The sequence below is a fragment of the Pseudomonas alkylphenolica genome, from assembly GCF_000746525.1.
GTDB classification, from domain to species: Bacteria; Pseudomonadota; Gammaproteobacteria; order Pseudomonadales; family Pseudomonadaceae; genus Aquipseudomonas; species Aquipseudomonas alkylphenolica.
Genome location: NZ_CP009048.1, coordinates 1,559,189 through 1,582,098, shown reverse-complemented (window position 1 = coordinate 1,582,098; position 22,910 = coordinate 1,559,189). Strand labels below are relative to the sequence as shown.

The window sequence follows — 22,910 nt, the reverse complement described above, 5'->3', positions numbered from 1 at the left end:
AGCATCGCGGGGCAAGCCCGCTCCCACCGGCTTTGGTTTCCCCTGTGGGAGCGGGCTTGCCCCGCGATACTTCCAATCAAATCAAAGCACCGCACTGAAGCGCTGCGCCAAGCCCTGAGTGGCAAACTGCTCGATGATGAAATCGACAAACGCCCGCGTCTTGCCCGGCAACAGCTTGTGCTCGGCGTAGTACAAAGAAATGTTGCCATCATCCACATACCAGTCCGGCAACACCCGAAGCAGACTTCCCGCCTGCAGGTAAGGCACGGCAAACGGCATGCTCACCAGCGCCACACCCAGCCCCTGCTGCGCCACCGCACAGGCGGCTTCCGAATCGCTCATGGTCATGCGCAGGCGAATGTTCAGCGGTGTCTGTTCTTGCTGGCGATTGGTCAACGGCCAGTTACGCACCCGTCCGGTTTGCGGTGAACGAATCAGAATGCCGTCCAGCGCCTGCAGATCGGCCGGCTGCTGGATCAGCGGGTGACATTCAAGAAACGCCGGGGCTGCCACCAGAATCCGGTGCGCCGGGGTCAGTTTGCGAGCGACAACGCCCTGGGGCAGATCAAAACCACCGCCGATCGCCGCGTCGAACCCCTGACCAATCAGGTCGACCTGACGATTATCAAAATGCCAGTCCGGACTGATGGCCGGATAGCGCTGCAGGAACTCGGCCAGCAACGGCACGATGTAAAGGCGCCCGAATACGGTGCCCATGCTCACCTTCAAGGTGCCGGCCGGCTGCCCTTCGGCGCTGGCGAGGTTGGCCACGGCATGCTGGATGGTCTGGAAGCTACTGGCCACTTCGCCGAGAAAACGCTGACCCGCTTCGGTCAGGGTCAATCGCCGGGTGCTGCGCTGAAACAAGCGCACACCCAGACGCGCCTCCAGTCGGGCAACATTCTTGCCCACCGCCGCGGGCGTCAGGCTCAGGCGCCGGGCCGCCTCGGCGAAACTGCCGACTTCGGCGCTACGCACGAAGCACTCGATGCTGCTGAAAGTTTCCACAGGCGCGATTCCATACTTTTGGTTTACACAGACTATAGCGATTACCGGCTACACAGTGGGTAATCCAGCGCCGATACTGAGCCCCATCCAAGGCATCCGGCCTTGTTCTTTCGGGAGCACAGCATGTCGACTCAAACTCGCCTCAACGGCAAAGTGGCGCTGGTCCAGGGCGGATCGCGCGGTATCGGCGCAGCCATCGTCAAACGCCTGGCCGCCGAAGGCGCCAGTGTCGCCTTCACCTACGTCAGCGCCACGGCACAGGCCCAAGCCCTGCAGGAAAGCATCATCGCCAGCGGCGGCAAGGCCCTGGCCATCCAGGCTGACAGCGCCGATGCCAGTGCCGTGCAGTCTGCGGTGGAAAACACCGTGGCGACGTTCGGCCGGCTGGACATCCTGGTCAACAACGCCGGAGTACTCGCCGTCGCACCGCTGCTGGAATTCGACCTCGACGACTTCGACCGCACCCTGGCCGTCAACGTGCGCAGTGTCTTCGTTGCCACGCAGGCCGCCGCCCGGCATATGGGTCAAGGCGGGCGCATTATCAATATCGGCAGCACCAATGCCGAACGCATGCCGTTTGCCGGTGGCGGCCCCTATGCCATGAGCAAATCAGCGCTAGTCGGCCTGACCCGTGGCCTGGCCCGGGACCTCGGCCCCCTTGGCATCACCATCAACAACGTCCAGCCAGGCCCGGTGGACACTGATATGAACCCGGCCCATGGCGAGTTCGCCGAAAGTCTGATGGGTTACATGGCTGTCGGTCGTTACGGCGAAGTCGAGGAAATCGCCGGTTTCGTTGCCTACCTGGCCAGCCCCGAGGCGGCCTACATCACCGGTGCCAGCCTGACCATCGATGGTGGCTTCGCCGCCTGATGCCTTCAGGCCCTGCCCCGGTCCGCCAGGCTGCGCGCGATCCTGTCGACCGCAGCCCAGGCAACCGGGGGAGGCTGTTTCAGGTGTATGCAACGATCTGTTTTCATGATGGACAAGATGAAAACGATACATTGGCGTCATACCCGCGCATTTCCGATACTGTCACACCTTTACTGCCATTGATCGAGACGGTCCATGACCACCTCCGCTACCCCATTGAGCCGCGGCCTGATCCTGCTGATGGCCACCGCCACCGGCCTTGCCGTCGCCAGCAACTACTACGCGCAACCGCTGCTGCACAGCATCGCCGAGCATTTCGGCCTGACCACCGCCAGCGCCGGAGCCATCGTCATTGCCGCGCAACTGAGCTATGGCGCAGGGCTGTTGCTGCTGGCGCCGCTGGGTGACCTGTTCGAACAGCGCCGGCTGATCGTCAGCATGATCGGCATCAGCACCCTGGGCCTGTTGATAAGTGCCTTTTCGCCAAGCCTGGTCTGGCTGTTGCTGGGTACCACGCTGACCGGACTGTTCTCGGTGGTGGCCCAGGTGCTGGTGCCGATGGCCGCTGGCCTGAGTGATCCAGGCCAGCGCGGGCGGGTGGTCGGGACACTGATGAGCGGGCTGCTGCTGGGTATCCTGCTGGCGCGCACGGCTGCCGGCTTCATGGCCGAACTGGGGGGTTGGCGCAGCATCTACCTGCTGGCTGCGGGGCTGATGGCGATCTGCGCCATTGCCCTGGCGCGCGCCCTGCCGGAACGCCACCAGCACGCGGGGCTCAGCTATCCGGCCTTGATCGGTTCAGTGTTTCGCCTGTTTGTCGATGAACCGGTATTGCGCCTGCGCTCATTGCTCGGCTTGCTGGCCTTCAGCCTGTTCGCGCTGTTCTGGACCCCGCTGGCGTTTCTCCTGGCGGCCGAGCCCTACCACTATTCAGACGCCGTGATCGGCCTGTTCGGCCTGGCTGGCGCCGCTGGCGCACTGTCGGCCAACTGGGCCGGCCGCCTGGCGGACCGCGGCAAGGGTCCGCTGGGTACCACGGTCGGCTTGCTGGCCCTGCTGCTGTCTTGGGTACCCTTGGGCTTCGCGCAAACTTCGCTGGTAGCTCTGTTGATCGGCGTGCTGCTGCTGGATCTGGCCGTGCAGCTGGTACATGTGAGTAACCAGAATGCAGTGATTGCCTTGCGCCCGGAAGCGCGCAACCGCCTCAACGCTGGCTACATCACCTGCTACTTCATCGGTGGCGCGCTGGGCTCCTTGCTCGGTACCCAGTTGTTCCAGACCTACGGCTGGCACGGCATCGTTTTCGCCGGCCTGACGATCGGCAGCCTGGCCTTGCTGGTCTGGGCCCTGGCCGAACGTCAGCGCAGCCTGCGGGCGCGCACAGCTTGACGCACAGACCGCGGGCGACCCTCCGTCGCCTGCCAATTGACTTGTCGCGGTCCTGGGTCTTGAGTAGGGATTGCTCAACAGCCCCTTCTATTTGGATGCCACGATGACAAGACTCACGGTTCAGTCCGGCGATTTCTTGCAAGGTGAAGGCGAGTACCGCAATGGATCGCTCACACTCAAGACCTGCCGCAGCCCTTCTCCCGGAGAAAAAATCGCCCTTACCCGCATCAGTGAACTGATCGTCGCCAATCAGGAGTCCAACCGCAGCCTGGGCAGCGCCTTGGGCTGGGGCATGGCCGGGGCTCTGGTCGCTGGACCGGTCGGTCTGATTGCCGGCCTGTGGCTGGGCGGCAAGGAGGAAGAAATCACTTTCCTGGCCACCTTCAAGGATGGCCGCAAGTTGATGGCGATCACCGACAAAAAGACCTGGTCGAAGCTCAACGGCCACTGGCGCCGCCATACACAACCGGCCGCCAATCGCTGAATCGACGCTCGGCTCGTTCGTTCTATCGTTTGCCACCCTGCATGAAACAGGGGCACCGGGATCCGGTCGCCCCTGCTAAGATGCGCGCCCGTCTGCCCGGCGCAATGCCGGCAGGCCTTCTGCAATTCACTGGACTTACGCCCCTCCGGACCGCGACCGAACCCTGACGGCGCGTCTGCTGCATGCCCCAAGGAGCTTTTTGCATGACCCTGCCCCGCCCTCGCCTGCCGTTGAGCCTGCTCGGCTTGAGCCTGGCCCTGCCCGCCTGCCACAGCATGGCCGAGGACAGCATCATCCTGGCACCGGTAAAGGTGTCCGAAGCCTATAGCGAGGGCTATCAGGTACAGGAGGCGTCGGTAGCCGGTTTTGCCCCGGCACCACTGCTCGATACGCCAGCGTCGGTGGCGGTGTTCAGCGAGCAACTGCTGGCCGATCGACAGGTGCGCAAGCTCAGCGAAGTATTGCAAAGCGATGCCTCGGTGGGCGAAAGCTATGCGCCGATCGGCTACTACGAAAACTTCAACGTGCGCGGTTTCGAACTCAACGCCGCCAGCAGCTACAAGATCAACGGCCAGACCATTGCCGGCGAGCAGAATGTGGCGCTGGAGAACAAACAGCAGGTCGAATTGCTCAAGGGTCTGTCCGGGTTGCAGAGCGGCGTTGCCGAACCCGGCGGGCTGATCAACTACGTCACCAAACGCCCGGAGGATGTGCGCTCGGTGACGGTGTCGAGCAACGAGCAGGGTGAACGCTACATCGCCACCGACCTTGGCGGCTGGTTCGGCAGTGAGCGCCAGTTCGGTGTGCGCGCCAACCTCGCCCATGAAGATATCCGTTCCTACGTTGACCACGCCGACGGCAAGCGCGATTTCGCAGCCCTGGCATTCGACTGGCAGATCAACCCCGATGCCGTGTTGCAACTGGATGCTGAATACCAGCAACGCGAACAGCGTTCAGTGCCGGGTTATCAATTGCTGGGTGGCACCCGCCTGCCCCACGACATCGACCCGCACGACCGCCTGGCCTATCAGCAATGGGCCAATCCGGTCACCATCGACTCCCTGAACCTGGGCGGGCGCTTCGAATACCGCTTCAGCGATAACTGGACCGGCGCTGTCAGTGCTTCGCGCAGCAAGGTGGTGATCGACGATTACAGCTCGTTTGCCTGGGGTTGGGACGACACGGCCTATTTCAGCGAAGCAGGTGACTACAACATCTATGACTACCGCAGCCCTGACGACACCCGCCGTACCGACGAAGCGCAGGCGGCGCTCAATGGTCGCTTCAATGCGATGGGCCTGGGTCACGAGCTGACCGTCGGCGCCAGCGCCCAGCGCCGCACACTTGATCAACGTCCGTATTTCATGGAGGGAATCGGCAGCGGCAACATCTACCAGCAAACGCCAGCATGGTCGCCCTCCGACAAATCCATTGGCTCCAGCACCCGTCGCCTGGACAGTCGTCAGTACGGCCTGTTTGCCAGTGACCGGATCAGTTTCAACGAGCAGTGGCAGACGGTGCTGGGCGCACGCCTGGTGCGCCTGGACGAAAAGACCTTCGACGAGGATGGCAACCCTGGTCGTCATACCCGCGACTATCAACTGCTGCCCAACGCCGCCCTGATCTACAAGCCGCGTGCGGACATCTCCCTGTACACCAGCTACAGCAAGGGCATCTCCTCTGGTGGTACCGCGCCGTGGTTCGCCAGCAACAGCGCCGAAATCCTCGCCCCGACGCTGTCGCACCAACTGGAAGTCGGCATCAAGCGCGACTGGCAGCGCCTGAGCCTGAGCGCAGCGTTGTTCCAGCTGCGCCAGGCCTACCAGTATTCCCGGCCGGACGGCGCCGGTAACTTCACCTACGTGCAGCAAGGCCAGCAGAAGAACATCGGCCTGGAGCTGGGCGCCAGCGGCTGGTTGACCGAACGTCTGCAGATCAATGCCAGCGCCGCGGCTATCCGTGCCCGGGTGAAGAACAGCGGCACCGCCGATTATGAAGATCATCAGGCACTCAACGTGCCGAACTTCCGCGCTGCGCTGCAGGCCGATTACAGCCTGCCGATCCCCGGCCTGGCGCTGCTTGGCGGGGCACGCTACAGCGCCAGCAAGTACGCCAATCAGGCGGGGACGGTGGAGGTTGGCAGCTACGCGGTGTTCGATGTGGGCAGCCGCTACAGCACCAGGATTGCCGGCTACGACACAACACTGCGGCTGATGGTCGATAACGTCTTCGACAAACGCTACTGGCGGGATGCCGGGGAGTACCTGGGCGATGGCTATCTGTTCCAGGGCGCGCCGAGGACTGCGCGGGTGTCGGCTTCTGTGAGTTTCTGAAGGATTTATCGCGGGGCAAGCCCGCTCCCACAAGGCTGAGCCTTGCCTGTGGGAGCGGGCTTGCCCCGCGATGCATACCGATAAATGCAAAAAGCCCCCGACTTTTTCAAGTCGGGGGCTTTTCTAAATGTGGCGGTGAAGAAGGGATTCGAACCCTTGATACAGTTTCCTGTATACACACTTTCCAGGCGTGCTCCTTCAGCCACTCGGACACTTCACCGTTTCTCTTCAAGCTGTTCAGCCTGTCGAGGCGCGCTAATGTAGTCGAAACAGGTTCTGATGGCAAAGGTTTTTTTCAGAATTTTCATGCGCTTAAGCCAGTCCGCGAAAAATCCGCAGCACACAGGGCAAAGTCGCCAATCTCTGGAGTGCTTCGGCAGCCCCTTGCCCTTCACCCCCAACCTGCACGGAAAAGCCGCCCGAGACTGACCGGCCGGTCAGTCACAGCGCTTTACCTCACTGCCCAGCCTGAGTAACGTCTGCTCCACTCTCCCTTTAGGAACTGTGTCATGAGTGAGCTGATTACCTACCACCTCGAAGACGGCATCGCGACCCTGACCCTGAACAACGGCAAGGTCAACGCCATCTCGCCAGACGTCATTGCCGCTTTCAATGCTGCCCTGGATCAGGCTGTGACGGATCGTGCCGTAGTCATCGTCACTGGCCAGCCGGGCATTCTCTCCGGTGGTTACGACCTCAAGGTGATGACCGCCGGCCCGAAGGAAGCGGTCAGCCTGGTCACCGCCGGCTCCACCCTGGCCCGGCGCATGCTCTCGCACCCGTTCCCGATCATTGTTGCCTGCCCTGGCCATGCCGTGGCCAAAGGCGCGTTCCTGCTACTGTCGGCCGACTATCGCATCGGCGTCGAAGGCCCCTTCAGCATTGGCCTGAACGAAGTGCAGATCGGCATGACCATGCACCACGCCGGTATCGAGCTGGCCCGTGACCGCCTGCGCCGCTCAGCTTTCCACCGTTCGGTGATCAACGCCGAAATGTTCGACCCGGTCAGCGCCGTGGATGCCGGCTTCCTCGACAAGGTTGTACCGGTCGAACAACTGCAGGAAACAGCGTTGGCCGCGGCGCGTCAGTTGAAGAAGATCAACATGAATGCGCACAAGCACACCAAACTCAAGGTCCGCAAGGCGCTGCTCGACGCTCTCGACGACGCGATCATCCGCGATCAGGAACACCTGGCCTGACCCCTACCAAGGCCTGATTGCGTTTACTTACACAATCAGGCCACTACGACCGCATTGAGCGTTTGCCCGCGCAAGTGCACACCCGTACACTGCGCCGCGTTTGCCTATGTGAGTCGTATGATGCTTTTTCTTACACGCATGTTCCTGTTGGGACTGCATTTTGTTCTGATCGGTATTGTCGGTGTATTGATCGGCCTGTGTCGGCCGTTCAACCCGGATAACAGCCGCATTTATGCCCGCCTGTACGGACTGCCCGCCACCTGGCTGATGCGCCTGGAGGTCAAGGCCGAGGTCGGTCCGCTGTTCGATCAGCCGCCTGGCTGCGTGATCATCGCCAACCACCAGTCCAACCATGACCTGTTTGTCCTGGGGCACGTGGTCCCACCACGCACTGTATGCATCGGCAAAAAAAGCCTGAAATGGATACCGCTGTTCGGCCAGCTGTTCTGGCTGGGCGGCAATGTACTGATTGACCGTGGCAACTCCTACCATGCTCGCCGTGCCATGCAGACCACCACGCGCACCTTGCGTGAAGACGACACATCGATCTGGGTGTTCCCCGAAGGCACACGCAACGCCGCAGAGCAGTTGGCGCCCTTCAAGAAAGGCGCTTTCCACATGGCGATCGAAGCCGGTGTACCGATCGTGCCCGTGTGTGTCAGCCGTTATACCCAGCGCCTGCGCCTGAACAGCTGGCGCCGCAGCAAGGTAATCATCCGCTCCCTGCCGCCGATTGCGACCAGCGGCCTGACTCAGCAGGACGTTCCGGCCCTGGCTGAACAATGCCGGATACAGATGCAGCGCTGCATCGACCTGATGGAAACCGAACTGCAGCAGGCCTGAATGGTTGCTCAATTCTGCGTGGCAGACCAAGCTACTGGCACGGTCATCAGAAGAAGCGAATCACCATGGGACGAGTCGTTGCGGCGGCGGTGTACAGCGCCGGCAGAAAAGTCACCAACATCAGTATCGACGAAGGCAGTCAGTGGGCCAGTAAACCCGGGCACTTCGTCTGGATCGGCCTGGAAGAGCCCAATGCCCAGGAGCTGGCCAACCTGCAAAGCCAGTTCAATCTGCATGAACTGGCCATTGAAGATGCCCTGGAAAAACACAGCCGGCCGAAGCTGGAAACCTTCGGCGACGCGCTGTTTATCGTGACTTATTCGCCGGTGCGCCATGAGGGCAAACTGGAGTTCATCGAAACCCACATCTTCGCCGGCAACGGCTACATCATCACCTGTCGCAACGGCCACTCCAAGTCCTACGCCCTGGTCCGCCAGCGCTGCGAAGCGCGGCCGCTGCTGCTGGAGCATGGCGAGGACTTCGTACTCTACGCCCTGCTCGACTTCGTCACCGAAAACTATCAACCCATCGGCGAAGCCATCCACGGCGAGATCGAAGAACTGGAACAGAGCGTGCTCAGCAGCTCGCTCCATGAAGAAGACATCCGCCGCCTGCACAGCCTGCGCCGCGACATTCTGCGCTTGCGCCGCTACGTAGCGCCGATGGTCGAAGTCAGCGAAGAACTGCAGCGTCTGACCTTCCCGTTCATTGACAAGACCATGCGCCCGTACTTTCGCGATGTGCAGATTCACGTGACCCGGCAGATGGAAGACCTCGCCGGGATCCGTGACATCGCCAGCCAGACCATCGAGATCGGCATGTTGCTGGAGTCATCACGCCAGAGCATCGTGCAACGCAAGTTCGCCGCCTGGGCGGCGATCCTGGCGTTTCCCACCGCGGTGGCGGGCATCTACGGGATGAACTTTCAGAACATGCCGGAGTTGAGCTGGCATTACGGCTACTTTGCCGTGCTCGGTGGCATCGCTGTGGGTTGCACGGCGCTGTTTGCCAGCTTCAAGCGCTCAGGCTGGCTTTGAGCCGCAACCTCAGGTCGGAGTGCCCTGAGGTTTGTGTGCGACGAAACGCATCATCCATTCGGCAACCGTGCTGCCCTGGTGCTCATGCGCCAGGCTGTCGATGCCTTTGCGGTAGACCTCTTGACCCAGCTTGTCCTGGCGCAGCTCAAGCAGCGCTCGCGAATAGTCGTGGATAAACTCCGGGTGCCCCTGGAAACACAACACCTGATCACCAATGTGGTAAGCGGCGTTTGGACAGAAATCGCTTGAGGCAATCACCGTGGCGTTTTCCGGCAGGCGGGTGACCTGGTCCTGATGGCTGATCAACAGGGTCAGCTCCTCGACCTGCGGACTCATCCACGGTGCCTTGGCATTCATTACATAGCGATGGGTACCCACCCCCCAGCCCTGGCTGGCTCGTTCGCTCTTGCCACCGAGCAGCAGCGCCAGCAACTGATGACCGAAACATACACCCAGCAACTTGTCGCCACGCTGGTAGCGTGCCAGCAGAAACGCTTTGAGGGTTTCGATCCACGGATCATCGCCGAACGAGTCGGCCTTGCTGCCAGTCACCAGGTAGGCATCGAATACCTGGTCATCCGCGGGGTATTCGCCGTTCATCACGTTGTATACGTCAAACTCGGCGGCGATCGGTTGCCGGGTGAACAACTGCTCGAACATCCGTCCGTAGCCCTGATACTGCCCGATCAGCTCGGGTCGCAGGACGTCGGTTTCCAGGATGCAGATGCGTAACGACATAAAAATAGTCCTGAACGACAAAAGGCGGGATTGCCCCCTAGAGCCTGCCCCGAATAAGGCTTGCAGGCAAGTATGATGCACTGACGAACGGTCACCCCAAGTGGATCCAGGTACAGAACCATTGCAAGCGTCTAGCAAGGGGAATAGTTGCTAGATGGCATAAGGCCTCATAACCAGAAAGAAGATTAAAAAACACATAAATACGAAAGCGTTCTAAAACACAACTGACGTTGACCCTAAGGTTAGTTGTATACCCATTAGCAAAGGTTCGCGTCTGGACGTCAAACCGCGTTACCCATGTTTGCCGGATCGACGACAAGGAAGCCATTGGGCACTCAGGAATAACAACAAAAAAGGCGGTCAGCCATGTTCAAACAATCCAAAGTACGTCAAGCCGGGCTCATTCTCTTCGCCACTACATTGCTGTTGATCCTGCCGAACCTGTCACGCCTGTTCGGCTGAACTTCCCTATGGCCCTCTACGGCCCTGCGCAGGTACTCTGCCAGCCTTGATTCGCTGGAGATTGTCTATGCGCCGTTGCTTCGTCCTGTTGTCGACCCTGCTCTGCCTGCCCCTGCAGGCAGCGCAGCTGACCCTGGAACTGGGTAGCGCCAGCCGCCACTGGCAAAGCGCCGAACTGCTGGCTCACCCCCAGGCCCGGGATATTCGCATCGACAACGACGTCTCCTACAAGAAAACCATGCACTATCGCGCCGTGCCATTGGCGGTGCTGCTTGAAGGTGTTGGACCAGAGGATCACCTGCAAGCCGTGGCCGACGATGGCTTTGCCGCCGAGATGCCGGCTGCCCCGCTGCTCAGGGACGGCCCGGCACGCGCCTGGCTGGCCGTCGAAGACCCAGCCAGGCCCTGGCCTGCGCTGAGCGCCGGCAAACACAGCGCCGGGCCGTTTTACCTGGTCTGGACAGACCCCAAGGCCGGAGGGATCAGCCCGGAACAGTGGCCTTTCCAGGTCGCCAGCATTCGGCGTCTGGCACCGGTCGCCACACGTTTTCCGGCGCTGCTCCCGGATACGCGGCTGGCCAGTGACGACCCGGTCAACCTCGGCTTCGCGCTGTTCCAGAAAAACTGCCTGGCCTGTCATCGCCTCAATGGCGCGGGTGACGCCCAGTTCGGCCCGGACCTGAACCTGCCGCATAACCCCACCGAGTATTTCCAGCCGGCCTTCCTGCGCAGCTACATTCGCGACCCGCAGAGCCTGCGCCAGTGGCCGCAGGCGAAGATGCCCGGTTTCACCAGCGCCGTGCTCAGCGACCCAGAACTCGACGCCCTGCTCGCTTACCTCGCGCACATGGCGACCCGCAAGCAGCCTTGATCCGCATTGTTTGATTTCAATAGGGGGTAGTTTCAAAGACGCGCGGTTGCACCCAATGTGTACAACCGCTGCGGCTGCTTTACGCTCAACGCTTCATTGCGAAGCGTGGCTCAGGCCAGCTGGCGCTCCTGCTTCACGCCCCAGCCTTCGATTTCACCGCCCAACGGGGCTATTACGGCTTCGAAATCCTGCTCGAATTCATCGATGCCGCCGTAGGTGGCATACATCACCTTGCTCAATTCCAGGTTCCAGGCGCCATCATCACGCTCATGCACCTGGGCGCTTAATGATTCTCCGCGAAACTGTCCCGCTGCCCGTCTTGCCCGCGCCTCATCAGGGAAAACCGCATAGAACTCAATGGGATGAATCTGGGCAAAATTGAAGCCGCCCTCTTTCATCTGGCGTAATACCGTGCTGCTGATGTCCTCGTATTGGCTGCTCATGAATCGTCCTCCTAACTACCGATGGATAGACTTTCAGTGCAAAACGCACCTGCCCGCCACACAAGCTGTGCGGGGGCAATTCGAGCTGATGCATGACGTGGATCGGCAAGCCCGGGCGATCGCAAAAATCGGCCCGACCTTGATTGCAGCGTAGTGCCAAGTTGCCAAGTGCGCCAACCAGGCGGTTCAGGGCGCCTCGGTAATGGCAGTGATCTCCACGCCATTCTGCTCCTTCAGCCATTTGGCTGTGGGCATGCTGGCGCGGTCCTGGAAATCATTGAGGTCCAGTTCATCCATGACCGGGAACAGGTGGGTACGAATCAGCCGTGCGGCCTCCTCGATACTGGGCGCTTGCTCCGACGTAAACGGCAGCGAGGTACGCTCGCCTTTCTGATCAACAAAGGTAATGACCCACGCTTTCATTGGATTCTCCTCTGTACGGATGCTCAGGGTGAATCGACCTACTTTCCGTTGACCCATGCAGCCGGCAAATGTTCAGCCGCACTGTTCCAAAGATAAAAAAAAAGAGGCCCGAAGGCCTCTTTCTGTTCAACGCAATGCGTTACTCCGGCACACCATGGACAACACCCGCGGTGTTATCCAGCAAGCTTTTGGTCGCGGTCTGGATGAACGACTCAAGCTTGTGGGTCAGGTCCTTCTGGTCCGGGCTTTCGATCAGCTCGGCCTTGAAGTTGCTACCCAGCTCGTAGCGATACATGCGCGGCGACATGTCCTTGGACTCGATCAGGATGCGATCACCCTTGATCAGACCAACGATCTGCTCGCTGCCCGACGGCTTGATCATGCCAAAGCCAGGATCGCCAGCCGGCAGGTTGAGCAGATCGCGTCCCCAGCACTGGTGGCGGGTTTCGCCGCCCAGACGGCCCATGATGGTCGGAACGATGTCGATCTGGGTGCCGACGGTGTGATTGACCGCACCGAACTTCTCCTGGATGCCCGGGGCAATCAGCAGCAGCGGTACGTTGAAGCGACCCAGGTCCAGCTCGGTTACTTGTTGCTGGTTACCGAAGCCGTGGTCACCGACGATGACGAACAGGGTTTCCTTGAAGTACGGCTCTTTGCGCGCCTTCTCGAAGAACTGGCCCAGCGCCCAGTCGGAGTAACGCATCGCGGTCAGGTGCTGATCAAGTCGGCCCTGGCCGGTTACCGGCTCCACTGGCAGTTCGGCAGGCAAGGCGTACGGCGTGTGGTTGGACAGGGTTTGCAGCAGTGCATAGAACGGCTTCTTGCCATAGTTCTTGGCCAGCTCTTCGGCGCCACGGTCGAACATGTCCTGATCGGACACACCCCAGGTAGGGTCGGAGAACACCGGATTGACGAAGTCATTACGGCCAATGAAGGTGGTCATGCCCTGGTTGCCGAAGAAGCCCGACTGGTTGTCCCAGGCGAAGTCGCCGTTGTAGACATAGACGTCGTCGTAGTCACGGGCGCTGAGCAGCGCTGGCAGACCGGACAGTTTGTGACCACCTTCCGGTGTCTGCATCAGGTATTCGAAACCTGGCAGGTTCGGGTAGCAGGCCATGGTGGCGAACATGCCCTGGTGGGTATGGGTGCCGTTGGAGAAGAAACGGTCGAACAGCAGGCCTTCTTTGGCCAGTTTGTCGAAGTACGGGGTGATGTTGTTCGGGCTGCCCAGAGCGCCTACCGAGTGACCGGCGAAGCTCTCCATGAGGATCACCACGACGTTCTTGATCGGCAGGGTGTTGTCGGCCGGCGGCGTGAAGTCACGGCGTACTGCAGCGCTGTCGGCATCGACAAGTTTGTCGTTGCCGGTCAGCAGCATGTCACGCACGGTCTGGGTGGCCAGGGTCTGCTCGATGGTCGACTTCCAGACATTGGCGCGGTCTTCACCGAAACGGCTCTTGGCCGCGTCGATCAAGGTCAGGGTGCCGTTGAGACCCAGTTGGTTGACGAAATTCGAGTCGGTGGTAAAGGCATCACCCCAGCGCATCGGTGGCCCCTGACGCAGGGTACCGCGGGCAGCGATGACAGCCACCAGCAGAATCATGAAGAACACCACGCCACGCATGTACCACGGGGCCACCGAACGGCTGCCGGCCGTCTGGTTCTGGTAAGCGCCACGGGGACGGGTCAGGCGGTCGATGCCCTTGAACAACAGGCTCAGCAACCAGGTGCCAAAGAGCCATGCCAACAGGTAGCGCACCACCGGGAAGCCGTACCAGAGCATGCTCAGGACGGTCTTGGGATCTTCCTTGACGTACTGGAATACCAGACCGTTGAGGCGCTGGTGGAACTCACGGTAGAAGTCCAGTTCCATCAGGCCAAGGAACATGACGACGCTCGAAGCAAGGGTCAGCCACACCCGGAACAGGCCGCGGGCAGCCATGGCACGGGCGCTGAGGGTGGCCAGCAGCAGTGGTATGCTCAGGTAGACAACCACACGCAAGTCAAAGCGCAGGCCATTGAGGAAACCCTCGGCCACCGTCGACATCGGTGTGTCACCGATCATGTCGCTGTTGTAGATCAGCAGCCCCAAACGTACCAGGCTGAGCATCAGCATGATTACCAGGCCACACAGCAGGGTGTAGGCCAGGTGCGATTTTAGCGTCGGTTGCAGCGGGCGCGACGCAGCCCGCTGATCACTCAAGGCGTCCGTGTTAGCCATGGATTGGAAGATCCCTAGGATTCAGATTCAAGAAAGGCGAAAAAACGAATCGGCAAATGTGCACTAAACCCGAGGGCAATGCACGGCCATTCGGCGAACGGATAATTGCGCGCGCGGATTTTCCATAATCGAATGTGAAAATTTCGTTGATAGACACGCCCGGCAACGACTTGCAATATTGTGCTCATTCCTTCATCAATCAGGCGCAGCACCATGTATTTCCGCTACCAGCCCAGTCCGCTTGGCCCACTGTTGTTGGCCGGCGACGATCAGGGCCTGCACCTGCTGCACATGGATGCCGCACAGCCCTGGGAACTGCCGGGCGAATGGCTGCCTGCGCAGCATCGACTGGATGAAGTGGCGCGCCAACTGGACGAGTACTTCGCTGGCAAACGCGAGATATTCGACGTCAGGCTGGCGCCGCTGGGTACGCCTTTTCAACGGGAAGTCTGGCAAGCCTTGCAGCGTATTCCCTACGGCACCACCTGCAGCTACAGCGACCTGGCCGGGCAAATCGGCCGCCCTCGCGCCGTTCGTGCGGTCGGTACTGCCAACGGCGCCAACCCGATCGCGATCATCGTCCCCTGCCATCGGGTGATCGGCAGCAACGGCACCTTGACCGGCTATGCCGGGGGCGTGGAGCGCAAGCAGATGCTGCTGGAGCTTGAGGGCGCGTGGTTGATCTAAGCACCCACTGTGGGAGCGGGCTTGCCCCGCGATTCAGCACAGCCAAGCCTATCGCGGGGCAAACCCGCTGCCACCGCCGCGCGGCCCGGCAATCGCCCAGATAATCAGCCCGAGCACCGGCAGCAGCAGGATCAACAGGATCCAGAGAATTTTCGGCCCCAACCCCACGCCGCTTTTAAGCACATTGATGATCGCCCAGATATCCAGCACGAGGATGATCAGGCCTACCAGGCCATTAAATGTGGAACCCATGCTGTCGCTCCCTTGAACACGTGTGCCCACAGGATAGCTGGCTATGAGCCCCATAGACGTTAATGCTTGGCTGCGGTGCAACGACGCTGGTTACACTCGGCTCATCGATATGGTTCAGTGAGGTTCCTATGCCCCCCGCCCAAAGCTCCAGCAGCCCTGCTCCGGCAACACTCTGGAGCGCCTGGTTGCAGCAGGCACAAACCACGCCCTGGCTGAGCGCCGGACTGGGCCTGAGCCTGCTGGCCGTCGTTGGCCTGTTGATCGCCAGCGCCTGGAGCGCCGTGCATGGCGATCATCAGGAAAACCTGCACATGGCAATGCTCGGTGGCCTGGCCGGGTTTGCCGCGACGGCGCTCGGCGCCGTCATGGCCGTGGTCCTGCGCGAAGTCCGCGCGCGCACCCAGGATGTGATGCTCGGCTTTGCCGCCGGGATGATGCTCGCCGCCAGCTCGTTCTCACTGATTCTGCCGGGCCTGGATGCTGCCCGTGAAATCACCGGCAATGGCCCCTATGCGGCAATGACCGTGGTCATCGGTATGGGGCTTGGGGTGTTGCTGATGCTTGGCCTCGATCGTTTCACCCCGCATGAACATGAAAGTACCGGCCCCTGCGGACCGCAGGCCGAACGGATCAACCGGGTGTGGCTGTTCGTGCTGGCCATCACCCTGCATAACCTGCCCGAAGGCATGGCCATCGGTGTCAGCTTTGCCAATGGCGACCTGAATGTCGGCCTGCCGTTGACCAGTGCCATCGCCATCCAGGACATTCCCGAAGGCCTGGCCGTGGCCCTGGCGTTGCGCGCCACCGGGCTTTCAACCTTGAAGGCGGCGCTGGTGGCGATCGGCTCCGGCATGATGGAGCCGATCGGCGCGGTCATCGGCCTGGGGATTTCCACCGGCTTTGCCATCGCCTACCCGGTGAGCATGGGCCTGGCGGCGGGCGCGATGATCTTCGTGGTGTCTCACGAGGTGATTCCGGAAACCCACCGCAATGGTCACCAGACCTCGGCAACCCTCGGCCTGATGGGCGGTTTTGCGGTGATGATGTTCCTCGACACCGCCCTCGGTTAAACGTGCACTGCTACCCGCAGCGCTTCCAGAGCAGGCGCTGCGGCAATTCCCACCTCGGCGCACAGCTCCAGCACCCGCGCCAGGTCGTTACCGCCAACCATGACCATCTGCAGCTCGTCATCGAGCAACTGGCTGAAGTTCATCAGCACATAGCCACCAGCCTCTTTGTTCATCGCGCCCATCTGCACCTGGATGCGGTTGAGTGCGGTCAACGGCTCGACCTTGGCCAATTGCTTGGGCTTGAGGTTGAAGGCCACGCTCTTGTCGAAGGAATCGACGATCTGCGCGAACAGGTCCTGGTAGGTATCGGCCTGGAACAGCACCGTGTCAGGCAAGCTGCCGACGACGATCCACTCACCCAAAGGGATCGGGAAGCTGTCGTCGTAGTTGATGTCAGGATTGGCGGCCAGGAAGGCTTGCGGGTCGGCATAGGCCTGGGCGGCCTCGTCGGCGATGCGCTCGATGTCTTCTTCGCGCATGCAGCCGGCGCTGATTTTGCCAATGAGTTCGACCAGTTGGGATTTCATGAAGGGGCCCTGCGACGCTGAAAAAAGTCGCCAAGGATAGCCGCAAAAGGCCCCCGGGGGTTAGCCGCGCAGCGCTTGCAACTGCGCAGCGGTATCGGCGGCGCCCATGGCCTGGGCGGCGCCCAGCGCGCTGATGCCCTTGGCGTCCTGACGCTGTGCATCAGCGCCTTTGCCGAGCAGGTACTCGACAATCGCGGTACGGTTGAACATGGCCGCCATCATCAACGCAGTACGCCCGTCGGCCGCAGCCGAATCGACCGCCACGCCCTGCTCCACCAGCAACCGGACCATCGCCAGATCACCCTTGAACGCAGCGCCGGCCATTGGCAACTGGCCGTTGTCGTTGGCAATCAGTGGATCGGCGCCATGCTGCAGCAGGGTTTTTACCGCGTCGAGATGACCGTGGTAACTGGCGAGCATCAGCAACGTATCGCCTTTGTGGTTACGCAGGTTGGCAGGCAGACCCTTCTCCAGCAAACGCGCAAGCATGACTGCATCGCCCTGGCGAGCCCGCTCAAAGACTTCTTCGGCGAACGCGGTGGCTTCGTCGTCATTCATGGGCGTGGAGCTGCGTTGGTCGGACATGGGGAACCTCCTGGCGGGTTTGAAGACCCAAGTATTTGCCAGGCAAGCCTTCAGGTCCATTGTGGATAACCCATGGTGCCAACAGAACATTTCTATTGGCCAGCGCACCTTGCAAAATGCACGGTGTAATTTGCCTGGCCTTGCAGAATGCACGTCCACGCAACTGAGCAGTAAACCTAACAAATTGATATTTAATGATTTTTTAATAAATCGAAACTGGCACAGTCACTGCACCTATCACTCCATGTCTGCCACCCACAGCCAGGAGTTGATATGGACCTCATCCAGGAAAAATTCGCCTCGGTATTCTCCGCCTATGCCGTCACCACCCAGGCGCGGCCCGATGGTGGAATTCTGCTGACCTTGCGCGCAGCAGATGGCAAACAGGTCAAACGCTCGATTTCCTACGGGCAATTGCACAGCGCCGATCAGCTGACCTGGGCGATCAGTGCGATTCGCCGCGACCTGGCTGAGCAAGCCAGTGAACTGCCGGTGATTTCCCGGCTGCAGAGCCAGCAGCGATTTGCTTTGCCGACTTATCGTTGAGGCCATCGCGGGGCAAGCCCGCTCCCACAGAAGTTATCCCTGTGGGAGCGGGCTTGCCCCGCGATCATTCAGTCATCAAGCCGCGGAAAAGCCTCGGCAATCTTGTTACCGGTGAAGTGCGCGACCTGACCTTGCGGCTTGTTGAACAGGCGAATGGCAACAAACCGCGGCTCTTCGCCCATGTCCACCCAAAGCCGAGTACCCGCCGGCACACCGATCAGGTCGCCTTTCTCGCACAACACCGCATAGATGTAATCCGCGATATGCAGGCTGAACAGCCCGCGTCCGGCGGCGAAAAAGCACAGTTGATCTTCTTCGCAGGTATGTTCGGCAAGCAAACCGGCATCCGATTCGCGGGTTACTTCAACACCGGCATAACCCTTCTCGACCTTCAGGGCTTCGATGCTGCGTTGATAAGCGCCAATCAGCGCCTGATCACTGACGCCCGCCTGAATCGGCGCGCTGGCCTGCCAGCGCTCGAAACGCACGCCATGCTCAGCCAGGGTCGAAGCGATGTCCTCAAGGTGGGTCAGAACCTTGTTGGGGGTGTCCGGGGTGGATAGGTGGTAAACGGACAGGCTGCTCATCAGAGGAAATTCCTAGTTCTCGGCTTCTTTCATTCGGATCGCAATGATAACGGCTGCAGCCAGCGCTGCGACGCTGGCAATACTAAAGGTGGTAGCTGCGCCCAGCAGATTCCAGCTATAGCCGGAATACAGGGCGCCCAAGGCGCCGCCGGTTCCCGCCAGGGCAGCATACAGAGCCTGCCCCTGGCCTTGCTGACGGGCGCCAAAACTACGTTGCACAAAAGCAATGGCTGCGGCGTGGAAGCTGCCGAACGTAGCGGCGTGCAAGACCTGGGCGAACAGCAACACCGCCAGGTGTTCGGCAAAATTACCCAGCAGCAGCCAACGCAGGGCTGCCAGGACGAAACTGGCCATCAGCACCCGACGCAACGAGACCCGCGCCAGAATCCAGCTCATGCCGAGGAACATCAACACCTCGGCGACCACGCCCAGGGCCCAGAGCATACCGATGACACCACGGCTGTAGCCCAGATGCTCCAGGTGCAGGGTCAGAAAGGTGTAGTAAGGCCCGTGACTGAGCTGCATCAGCGCCACGCAGACATAGAACGCAGCCACGCCGGGGCTGCTCAATTGCTTGAGAAAGCCACCCTGGCTACGCTCGTTCTGCCCGGGTGGCTGGGCGTTGGGCACCCAGAGGCTGGCAAGGACGATGCCGGCCATGATGATCACCAGCGCCAGCGGATACACATCCAGGCTCAGCCCATCGAACAGCCGCCCCAGACCGACCACAGTGAGGATGAAGCCGATCGAGCCCCACAGGCGGATCTGGCTGTAGCGTGCGGTCTGGCCCTGCAAATGGGCCAGGGTGATGACCTCGAACTGCGGCAACACCGCATGCCAGAAGAACGCGTGCAAGGCCATGACCAGCGCCAGCCAGGCATAGCTCTTGGCGAAGAAAATCAGCGAGAAGCTCAGCAGGGTCGCCAGCGCCCCCAGGCGTACGATCAGCAGGCGCCGACCACTGCGGTCACCGAGCCAGCCCCACAGATTGGGCGCGACACAACGCATGAGCATGGGGATGGCCACCAGCTCGCCGATCCGCGCGCTGGAAAACCCCAGGTGATGGAAATACAGCGCCAGGAAAGGCGCTGTAGAACCGAGCAAGGCGAAGTAGAACAGGTAGAAGCTGGACAGCCGCCAGTAGGGAATGGGCGCCACAGCTCAGCAGGCCGCGGCGCGTTTGCCAGGTGATGGCATTACAGCTGGCCCAGCACCGGTGTGCTCACGCGTACATCGGCGTTCTGGCCACGATGACGCAGCAGGTGGTCCATCAGCACGATTGCCATCATCGCTTCGGCGATCGGCGTGGCGCGGATGCCCACGCACGGATCGTGACGGCCCTTGGTGATCACTTCAACCGGGTTGCCGTGCACATCGATCGAACGACCCGGGGTGGTGATGCTCGAAGTCGGCTTCAGGGCCAGGTGAGCAACAATCGGCTGACCGGAAGAAATCCCGCCGAGAATGCCGCCGGCGTTGTTGCTGAGGAAACCTTCGGGAGTCATTTCGTCGCGGTGCTCGGTGCCGCGTTGCGCCACGCTGGCGAAACCTGCGCCAATCTCCACGCCCTTGACCGCGTTGATGCTCATCAAGGCATGCGCCAGCTCGGCATCCAGGCGGTCGAAGATCGGCTCGCCCAGGCCCGGCATGACGCCTTCGGCGACCACGGTGATCTTCGCCCCGACCGAATCCTGGTCACGGCGCAGCTGGTCCATGTAAGCCTCCAGCTCCGGCACCTTGTCCGGGTCGGGGCTGAAAAACGCATTCTGCTCTACCGATTCCCAGGTCTTGAACGGAATCTCGATCGGACCCAACTGGCTCATGTAGCCGCGAATGCGAATCCCCTGGCTGGCCAGGTACTTCTTGGCAATCGCGCCTGCAGCCACACGCATGGCGGTTTCCCGCGCCGAGCTGCGGCCACCGCCACGGTAGTCACGCTCACCGTACTTGTGGTGGTAGGTGTAGTCGGCGTGGGCCGGGCGGAACAGGTCTTTGATCGCCGAGTAGTCCTTGGACTTCTGGTCGGTGTTGCGGATCAGCAGGCCGATGGCGCAACCGGTGGTGCGGCCCTCGAAAACCCCGGAAAGGATTTCGACTTCATCGGCTTCCTGACGCTGGGTGGTGTGCCGGCTGGTGCCGGGCTTGCGCCGGTCGAGGTCGTGCTGCAGGTCGGCCAGGGAAATTTCCAGGCCCGGCGGACAGCCGTCGACAATGGCGACCAACGCCGGACCATGGCTTTCGCCAGCGGTGGTGACAGTGAACAGCTTGCCGTAGGTATTGCCGGACATGCAGGACGCTCCGCGAATCAGCCTGATTTGAACAAGGCCGCCAGTATACGCAGGCTAACCATTCAGTTCATCCCTGACAGCGAACCTTCTGCCCAGGCACCGGTCAAAAAGCCAACTCCTCGATAGTGGCCTGATGATGTTGCGCGTTTTCGTGGTAATCGCCCTGCTGTTCAGCGGTCTGGTGCACGCTGGCGCCCCTACTGTATTGCAACGCCCGATCAGTCTCGATACCGGTAGCGGCACGCTGTACGGCAGCCTGCTGTTGCCGCGCACTGAACAACCGCCACCGGTGGTGCTGATCATCCCCGGCTCCGGCCCCACTGACCGCAACGGCAACAGCCCGGACGGCGCCCACACCGACAACCTCCGGCAACTGGCCCTGGTGCTGGCCAAGAACCGTATTGCCAGTGTGCGTTATGACAAGCGCGGCGTGGCCGCCAGCCAGACAGCGACACCGGATGAGCGCGACCTGACGGTTGAACGCTATGTCGCCGATGCCGTGGCCTGGAGTCATAAACTCAAGGCCGATCCGCGCTTCGGTCAGTTGATTCTGCTGGGGCACAGTGAAGGCGCGCTGATTGCCAGCCTGGCTGCTGGGCCAAGCGGTGCCAGCGCGGTGATCAGCGTGGCCGGCAGCGGTCGGCCGATCGACGAGGTGTTTCGCGCGCAACTCGCAGGGCGAATCCCGGACCGCTATAACGAGCAGGTGACGCAGGTGCTGGATAACCTCAAGGCCGGACGCACTGCCTCGAACATCCCTCGGCCCTTGCAGGACGTGCTGCGCCCGTCGGTTCAGCCGTACCTGATTTCATTGTTTCGCCAGGACCCGGCAGCGGCATTCGCTCAGGTGAAAGTGCCGGCCCTGATCATCCAGGGCACCCATGATGTTCAGGTCGATGTCAGCAATGCCGAACGCCTCAAGGCTGCCAAGCCCGATGCCGAGCTGGCGTTGATCCAGGGCATGAACCACATGCTCAGGATTGCCCCGCAAGCGGCGAGCCAGCAACGTGACAGCTATCTGAACCCGAAATTACCGCAGGCCGCTGAACTGGGCACCCGCGTCGTCGACTTTATCCACAGGCTGCCCGCTGCCTGAGCGAATTTCAGCGAAATTGCGCCTCCAGTCCCGGACGATTCTGCCGATAAGCCGATGCTGGCATCGTGATTGTGTCCAGCTTGCTGTGCACAAGAGGATTGCCGTGATGACTGAAGCCGCCCCCCAGGATGCCCCCGAAACCCCAGAGGCCGTGCCGGAACCCGCGCCGCTGCCGTGGGCCGAGGTGACTGCGGAACATTTCCAGATGCTGCGCCTGGCGCCGCTGCCGACTGACCGCAACAGTGGTGCACGACCACTGCGCTTCGTTCAGTACGGCTATGCCGAGCGCCACAACAAAGACATCAGCCTGTTGCGCATGAGCATCCAGTTGCCCGGGCAAAAGGTGCGCAAGGAACAGAACCATCTGGACATCTGGGTCGATCATCAGCAAAAGCACGTGCGAATCGGCCCTGATAGCGGCCTGCAGATCGAGCCTTTGAACCGAGGGCTGGGGCGCTTCCTGCTGGCCCAGGCCGTAAGCTGGGCGCAGCGCAAGTGGTCGCACTACCGGGTCGAAGGTGCCGCGCTGGCCAACAAGGACGCCCTCAACGAGGACACCCGCCTGCGCCGTGACCATCTGTTGCACAGCCATGGCCTGGAAGTCGAATACGCCGATGCCCAGCACCTCAAGGGGCGCTACGTCGACGCACAGGTCGGCGAGCTCAAGGGCGGCTGGAATGCTGACAAGGTGCAGCGCGTGGAAATCCTCGATGCCGCGCAGATGCTCCAGCAGGCCGAACAGAATCTGCAGGAAAAGGAAGCGCAACTGCGCGAGCGTGACGAGCGGGTCAGCAAGTACCGTCGCGAAGACAGTGGCCTGCGCTTCACCATCACTTGCCTGGTGGCCTTTGCGGTATTCCAGGCCGGACTGCTGATCTGGATTGCGACCCACTAAAAGCATCGCGGGGCAAGCCCGCTCCCACAGGGTTTAATTCATCCCTGTGG

Annotated in this window: 25 protein-coding genes and 1 tRNA gene; 13 read left to right on the top strand and 13 right to left on the bottom strand. The window is 61.2% G+C overall.

Annotation, left to right across the window (positions count from 1 at the left end; genetic code table 11):
* Positions 1-81 precede the first annotated feature (81 nt).
* Entirely contained in the window at positions 82-1,008 is a 927-nt protein-coding gene (locus tag PSAKL28_RS07345) for a LysR family transcriptional regulator (protein ID WP_038608459.1), read from the bottom strand.
* A gap of 123 nt (positions 1,009-1,131) precedes the next feature.
* Between PSAKL28_RS07345 and PSAKL28_RS07340 the strand changes: the two genes are divergently transcribed.
* The 4 genes from PSAKL28_RS07340 to PSAKL28_RS07325 all read left to right on the top strand — a co-directional run bounded on the left by PSAKL28_RS07340 (position 1,132) and on the right by PSAKL28_RS07325 (position 6,087).
* A complete protein-coding gene (locus tag PSAKL28_RS07340; RefSeq protein ID WP_038608456.1) occupies positions 1,132-1,881 on the top strand; it encodes a 3-oxoacyl-ACP reductase family protein in 750 nt (249 codons plus the stop codon).
* Between the two features lie 195 nt (positions 1,882-2,076).
* Positions 2,077-3,270, top strand: a complete 1,194-nt coding sequence (locus PSAKL28_RS07335; RefSeq protein ID WP_038608453.1) for an MFS transporter — start codon at positions 2,077-2,079, stop codon at positions 3,268-3,270.
* Between the two features lie 103 nt (positions 3,271-3,373).
* Positions 3,374-3,754 (top strand): hypothetical protein, encoded by a 381-nt coding sequence (locus PSAKL28_RS07330; protein ID WP_038616306.1) that lies wholly within the window; start codon positions 3,374-3,376, stop codon positions 3,752-3,754.
* A gap of 203 nt (positions 3,755-3,957) precedes the next feature.
* Positions 3,958-6,087, top strand: coding sequence for a TonB-dependent siderophore receptor (locus PSAKL28_RS07325; RefSeq protein WP_038608450.1), 2,130 nt, complete (start codon positions 3,958-3,960; stop codon positions 6,085-6,087).
* 130 nt (positions 6,088-6,217) lie between these two features.
* Here PSAKL28_RS07325 and PSAKL28_RS07320 read toward each other — a convergent pair.
* A tRNA-Ser gene (locus PSAKL28_RS07320) sits at positions 6,218-6,307 on the bottom strand.
* 289 nt (positions 6,308-6,596) lie between these two features.
* Between PSAKL28_RS07320 and PSAKL28_RS07315 the strand changes: the two genes are divergently transcribed.
* From PSAKL28_RS07315 to PSAKL28_RS07305, 3 genes are all read left to right on the top strand, one after another.
* Positions 6,597-7,286 (top strand): crotonase/enoyl-CoA hydratase family protein, encoded by a 690-nt coding sequence (locus tag PSAKL28_RS07315; RefSeq protein ID WP_038608447.1) that lies wholly within the window; start codon positions 6,597-6,599, stop codon positions 7,284-7,286.
* 120 nt (positions 7,287-7,406) lie between these two features.
* Complete coding sequence (locus PSAKL28_RS07310) at positions 7,407-8,129, top strand: lysophospholipid acyltransferase family protein (protein ID WP_038616303.1); 723 nt, start codon at positions 7,407-7,409, stop codon at positions 8,127-8,129.
* A gap of 65 nt (positions 8,130-8,194) precedes the next feature.
* Positions 8,195-9,166, top strand: a complete 972-nt coding sequence (locus PSAKL28_RS07305; protein ID WP_038608445.1) for a magnesium and cobalt transport protein CorA — start codon at positions 8,195-8,197, stop codon at positions 9,164-9,166.
* Positions 9,167-9,175: 9 nt separating this feature from the next.
* Here PSAKL28_RS07305 and PSAKL28_RS07300 read toward each other — a convergent pair whose 3' ends face one another.
* Positions 9,176-9,904, bottom strand: coding sequence for an amidotransferase (locus PSAKL28_RS07300; protein WP_038608442.1), 729 nt, complete (start codon positions 9,902-9,904; stop codon positions 9,176-9,178).
* 529 nt (positions 9,905-10,433) lie between these two features.
* Here PSAKL28_RS07300 and PSAKL28_RS07295 point away from each other — a divergent pair.
* Entirely contained in the window at positions 10,434-11,237 is an 804-nt protein-coding gene (locus tag PSAKL28_RS07295; RefSeq protein ID WP_038608439.1) for a c-type cytochrome, read from the top strand.
* Positions 11,238-11,347: 110 nt separating this feature from the next.
* Here PSAKL28_RS07295 and PSAKL28_RS07290 read toward each other — a convergent pair whose 3' ends face one another.
* From PSAKL28_RS07290 to PSAKL28_RS27610, 4 genes are all read right to left on the bottom strand, one after another.
* Positions 11,348-11,680, bottom strand: coding sequence for a ribonuclease E inhibitor RraB (locus tag PSAKL28_RS07290; protein WP_038608436.1), 333 nt, complete (start codon positions 11,678-11,680; stop codon positions 11,348-11,350).
* Between the two features lie 186 nt (positions 11,681-11,866).
* Positions 11,867-12,103, bottom strand: coding sequence for a hypothetical protein (locus PSAKL28_RS07285; RefSeq protein WP_038608433.1), 237 nt, complete (start codon positions 12,101-12,103; stop codon positions 11,867-11,869).
* A 139-nt stretch (positions 12,104-12,242) separates the two neighbouring features.
* Complete coding sequence (locus tag PSAKL28_RS07280; RefSeq protein WP_038608430.1) at positions 12,243-14,327, bottom strand: LTA synthase family protein; 2,085 nt, start codon at positions 14,325-14,327, stop codon at positions 12,243-12,245.
* Positions 14,328-14,341: 14 nt separating this feature from the next.
* Complete coding sequence (locus tag PSAKL28_RS27610; protein ID WP_157687007.1) at positions 14,342-14,542, bottom strand: hypothetical protein; 201 nt, start codon at positions 14,540-14,542, stop codon at positions 14,342-14,344.
* Here PSAKL28_RS27610 and PSAKL28_RS07275 point away from each other — a divergent pair.
* Positions 14,541-15,014 (top strand): methylated-DNA--[protein]-cysteine S-methyltransferase, encoded by a 474-nt coding sequence (locus PSAKL28_RS07275; protein ID WP_038608427.1) that lies wholly within the window; start codon positions 14,541-14,543, stop codon positions 15,012-15,014. The genes PSAKL28_RS27610 and PSAKL28_RS07275 overlap by 2 nt on opposite strands.
* Positions 15,015-15,062: 48 nt before the next feature.
* Here the strand turns inward: PSAKL28_RS07275 and PSAKL28_RS07270 are convergent, their stop codons facing one another.
* Positions 15,063-15,266 (bottom strand): PLDc N-terminal domain-containing protein, encoded by a 204-nt coding sequence (locus PSAKL28_RS07270; RefSeq protein ID WP_038608424.1) that lies wholly within the window; start codon positions 15,264-15,266, stop codon positions 15,063-15,065.
* A gap of 128 nt (positions 15,267-15,394) precedes the next feature.
* Here PSAKL28_RS07270 and PSAKL28_RS07265 point away from each other — a divergent pair, with 128 nt between their 5' ends.
* Entirely contained in the window at positions 15,395-16,336 is a 942-nt protein-coding gene (locus PSAKL28_RS07265; protein ID WP_038608421.1) for a ZIP family metal transporter, read from the top strand.
* Here the strand turns inward: PSAKL28_RS07265 and PSAKL28_RS07260 are convergent.
* Positions 16,333-16,863 carry a hypothetical protein gene (locus tag PSAKL28_RS07260; protein WP_038608418.1) on the bottom strand — a complete coding sequence of 177 codons (531 nt, stop codon included), beginning with the start codon at positions 16,861-16,863 and terminating at the stop codon, positions 16,333-16,335. The two genes, PSAKL28_RS07265 and PSAKL28_RS07260, sit on opposite strands and share 4 nt — an antisense overlap.
* Before the next feature lie 60 nt (positions 16,864-16,923).
* Positions 16,924-17,448: an ankyrin repeat domain-containing protein gene (locus tag PSAKL28_RS07255; protein WP_038608415.1), complete on the bottom strand. Its 525-nt coding sequence runs from the start codon at positions 17,446-17,448 to the stop codon at positions 16,924-16,926.
* A 273-nt stretch (positions 17,449-17,721) separates the two neighbouring features.
* On the opposite strand from PSAKL28_RS07255, the gene PSAKL28_RS07250 reads away from it, so the two are divergent.
* On the top strand, positions 17,722-17,994 hold the full coding sequence (locus tag PSAKL28_RS07250; protein ID WP_038608413.1) for a DUF3509 domain-containing protein: 273 nt from the start codon (positions 17,722-17,724) through the stop codon (positions 17,992-17,994).
* Between the two features lie 68 nt (positions 17,995-18,062).
* On the opposite strand, the gene PSAKL28_RS07245 is transcribed toward PSAKL28_RS07250, so the two are convergent.
* From PSAKL28_RS07245 to aroC, 3 genes are read right to left on the bottom strand one after another with little or no spacing between them, the layout of a single operon-like run.
* Positions 18,063-18,581: a 1,2-dihydroxy-3-keto-5-methylthiopentene dioxygenase gene (locus PSAKL28_RS07245; protein ID WP_038608410.1), complete on the bottom strand. Its 519-nt coding sequence runs from the start codon at positions 18,579-18,581 to the stop codon at positions 18,063-18,065.
* A 12-nt stretch (positions 18,582-18,593) separates the two neighbouring features.
* Positions 18,594-19,739: an MFS transporter gene (locus PSAKL28_RS07240; protein WP_038608407.1), complete on the bottom strand. Its 1,146-nt coding sequence runs from the start codon at positions 19,737-19,739 to the stop codon at positions 18,594-18,596.
* 38 nt (positions 19,740-19,777) lie between these two features.
* On the bottom strand, positions 19,778-20,869 hold the full coding sequence (gene aroC, locus PSAKL28_RS07235; protein WP_038608404.1) for a chorismate synthase: 1,092 nt from the start codon (positions 20,867-20,869) through the stop codon (positions 19,778-19,780).
* Between the two features lie 133 nt (positions 20,870-21,002).
* Here aroC and PSAKL28_RS07230 point away from each other — a divergent pair, with 133 nt between their 5' ends.
* Complete coding sequence (locus PSAKL28_RS07230; protein ID WP_038608401.1) at positions 21,003-21,965, top strand: alpha/beta hydrolase; 963 nt, start codon at positions 21,003-21,005, stop codon at positions 21,963-21,965.
* A gap of 106 nt (positions 21,966-22,071) precedes the next feature.
* Positions 22,072-22,860 (top strand): hypothetical protein, encoded by a 789-nt coding sequence (locus PSAKL28_RS07225; protein ID WP_038608398.1) that lies wholly within the window; start codon positions 22,072-22,074, stop codon positions 22,858-22,860.
* The last annotated feature ends 50 nt before the right edge of the window (positions 22,861-22,910 follow it).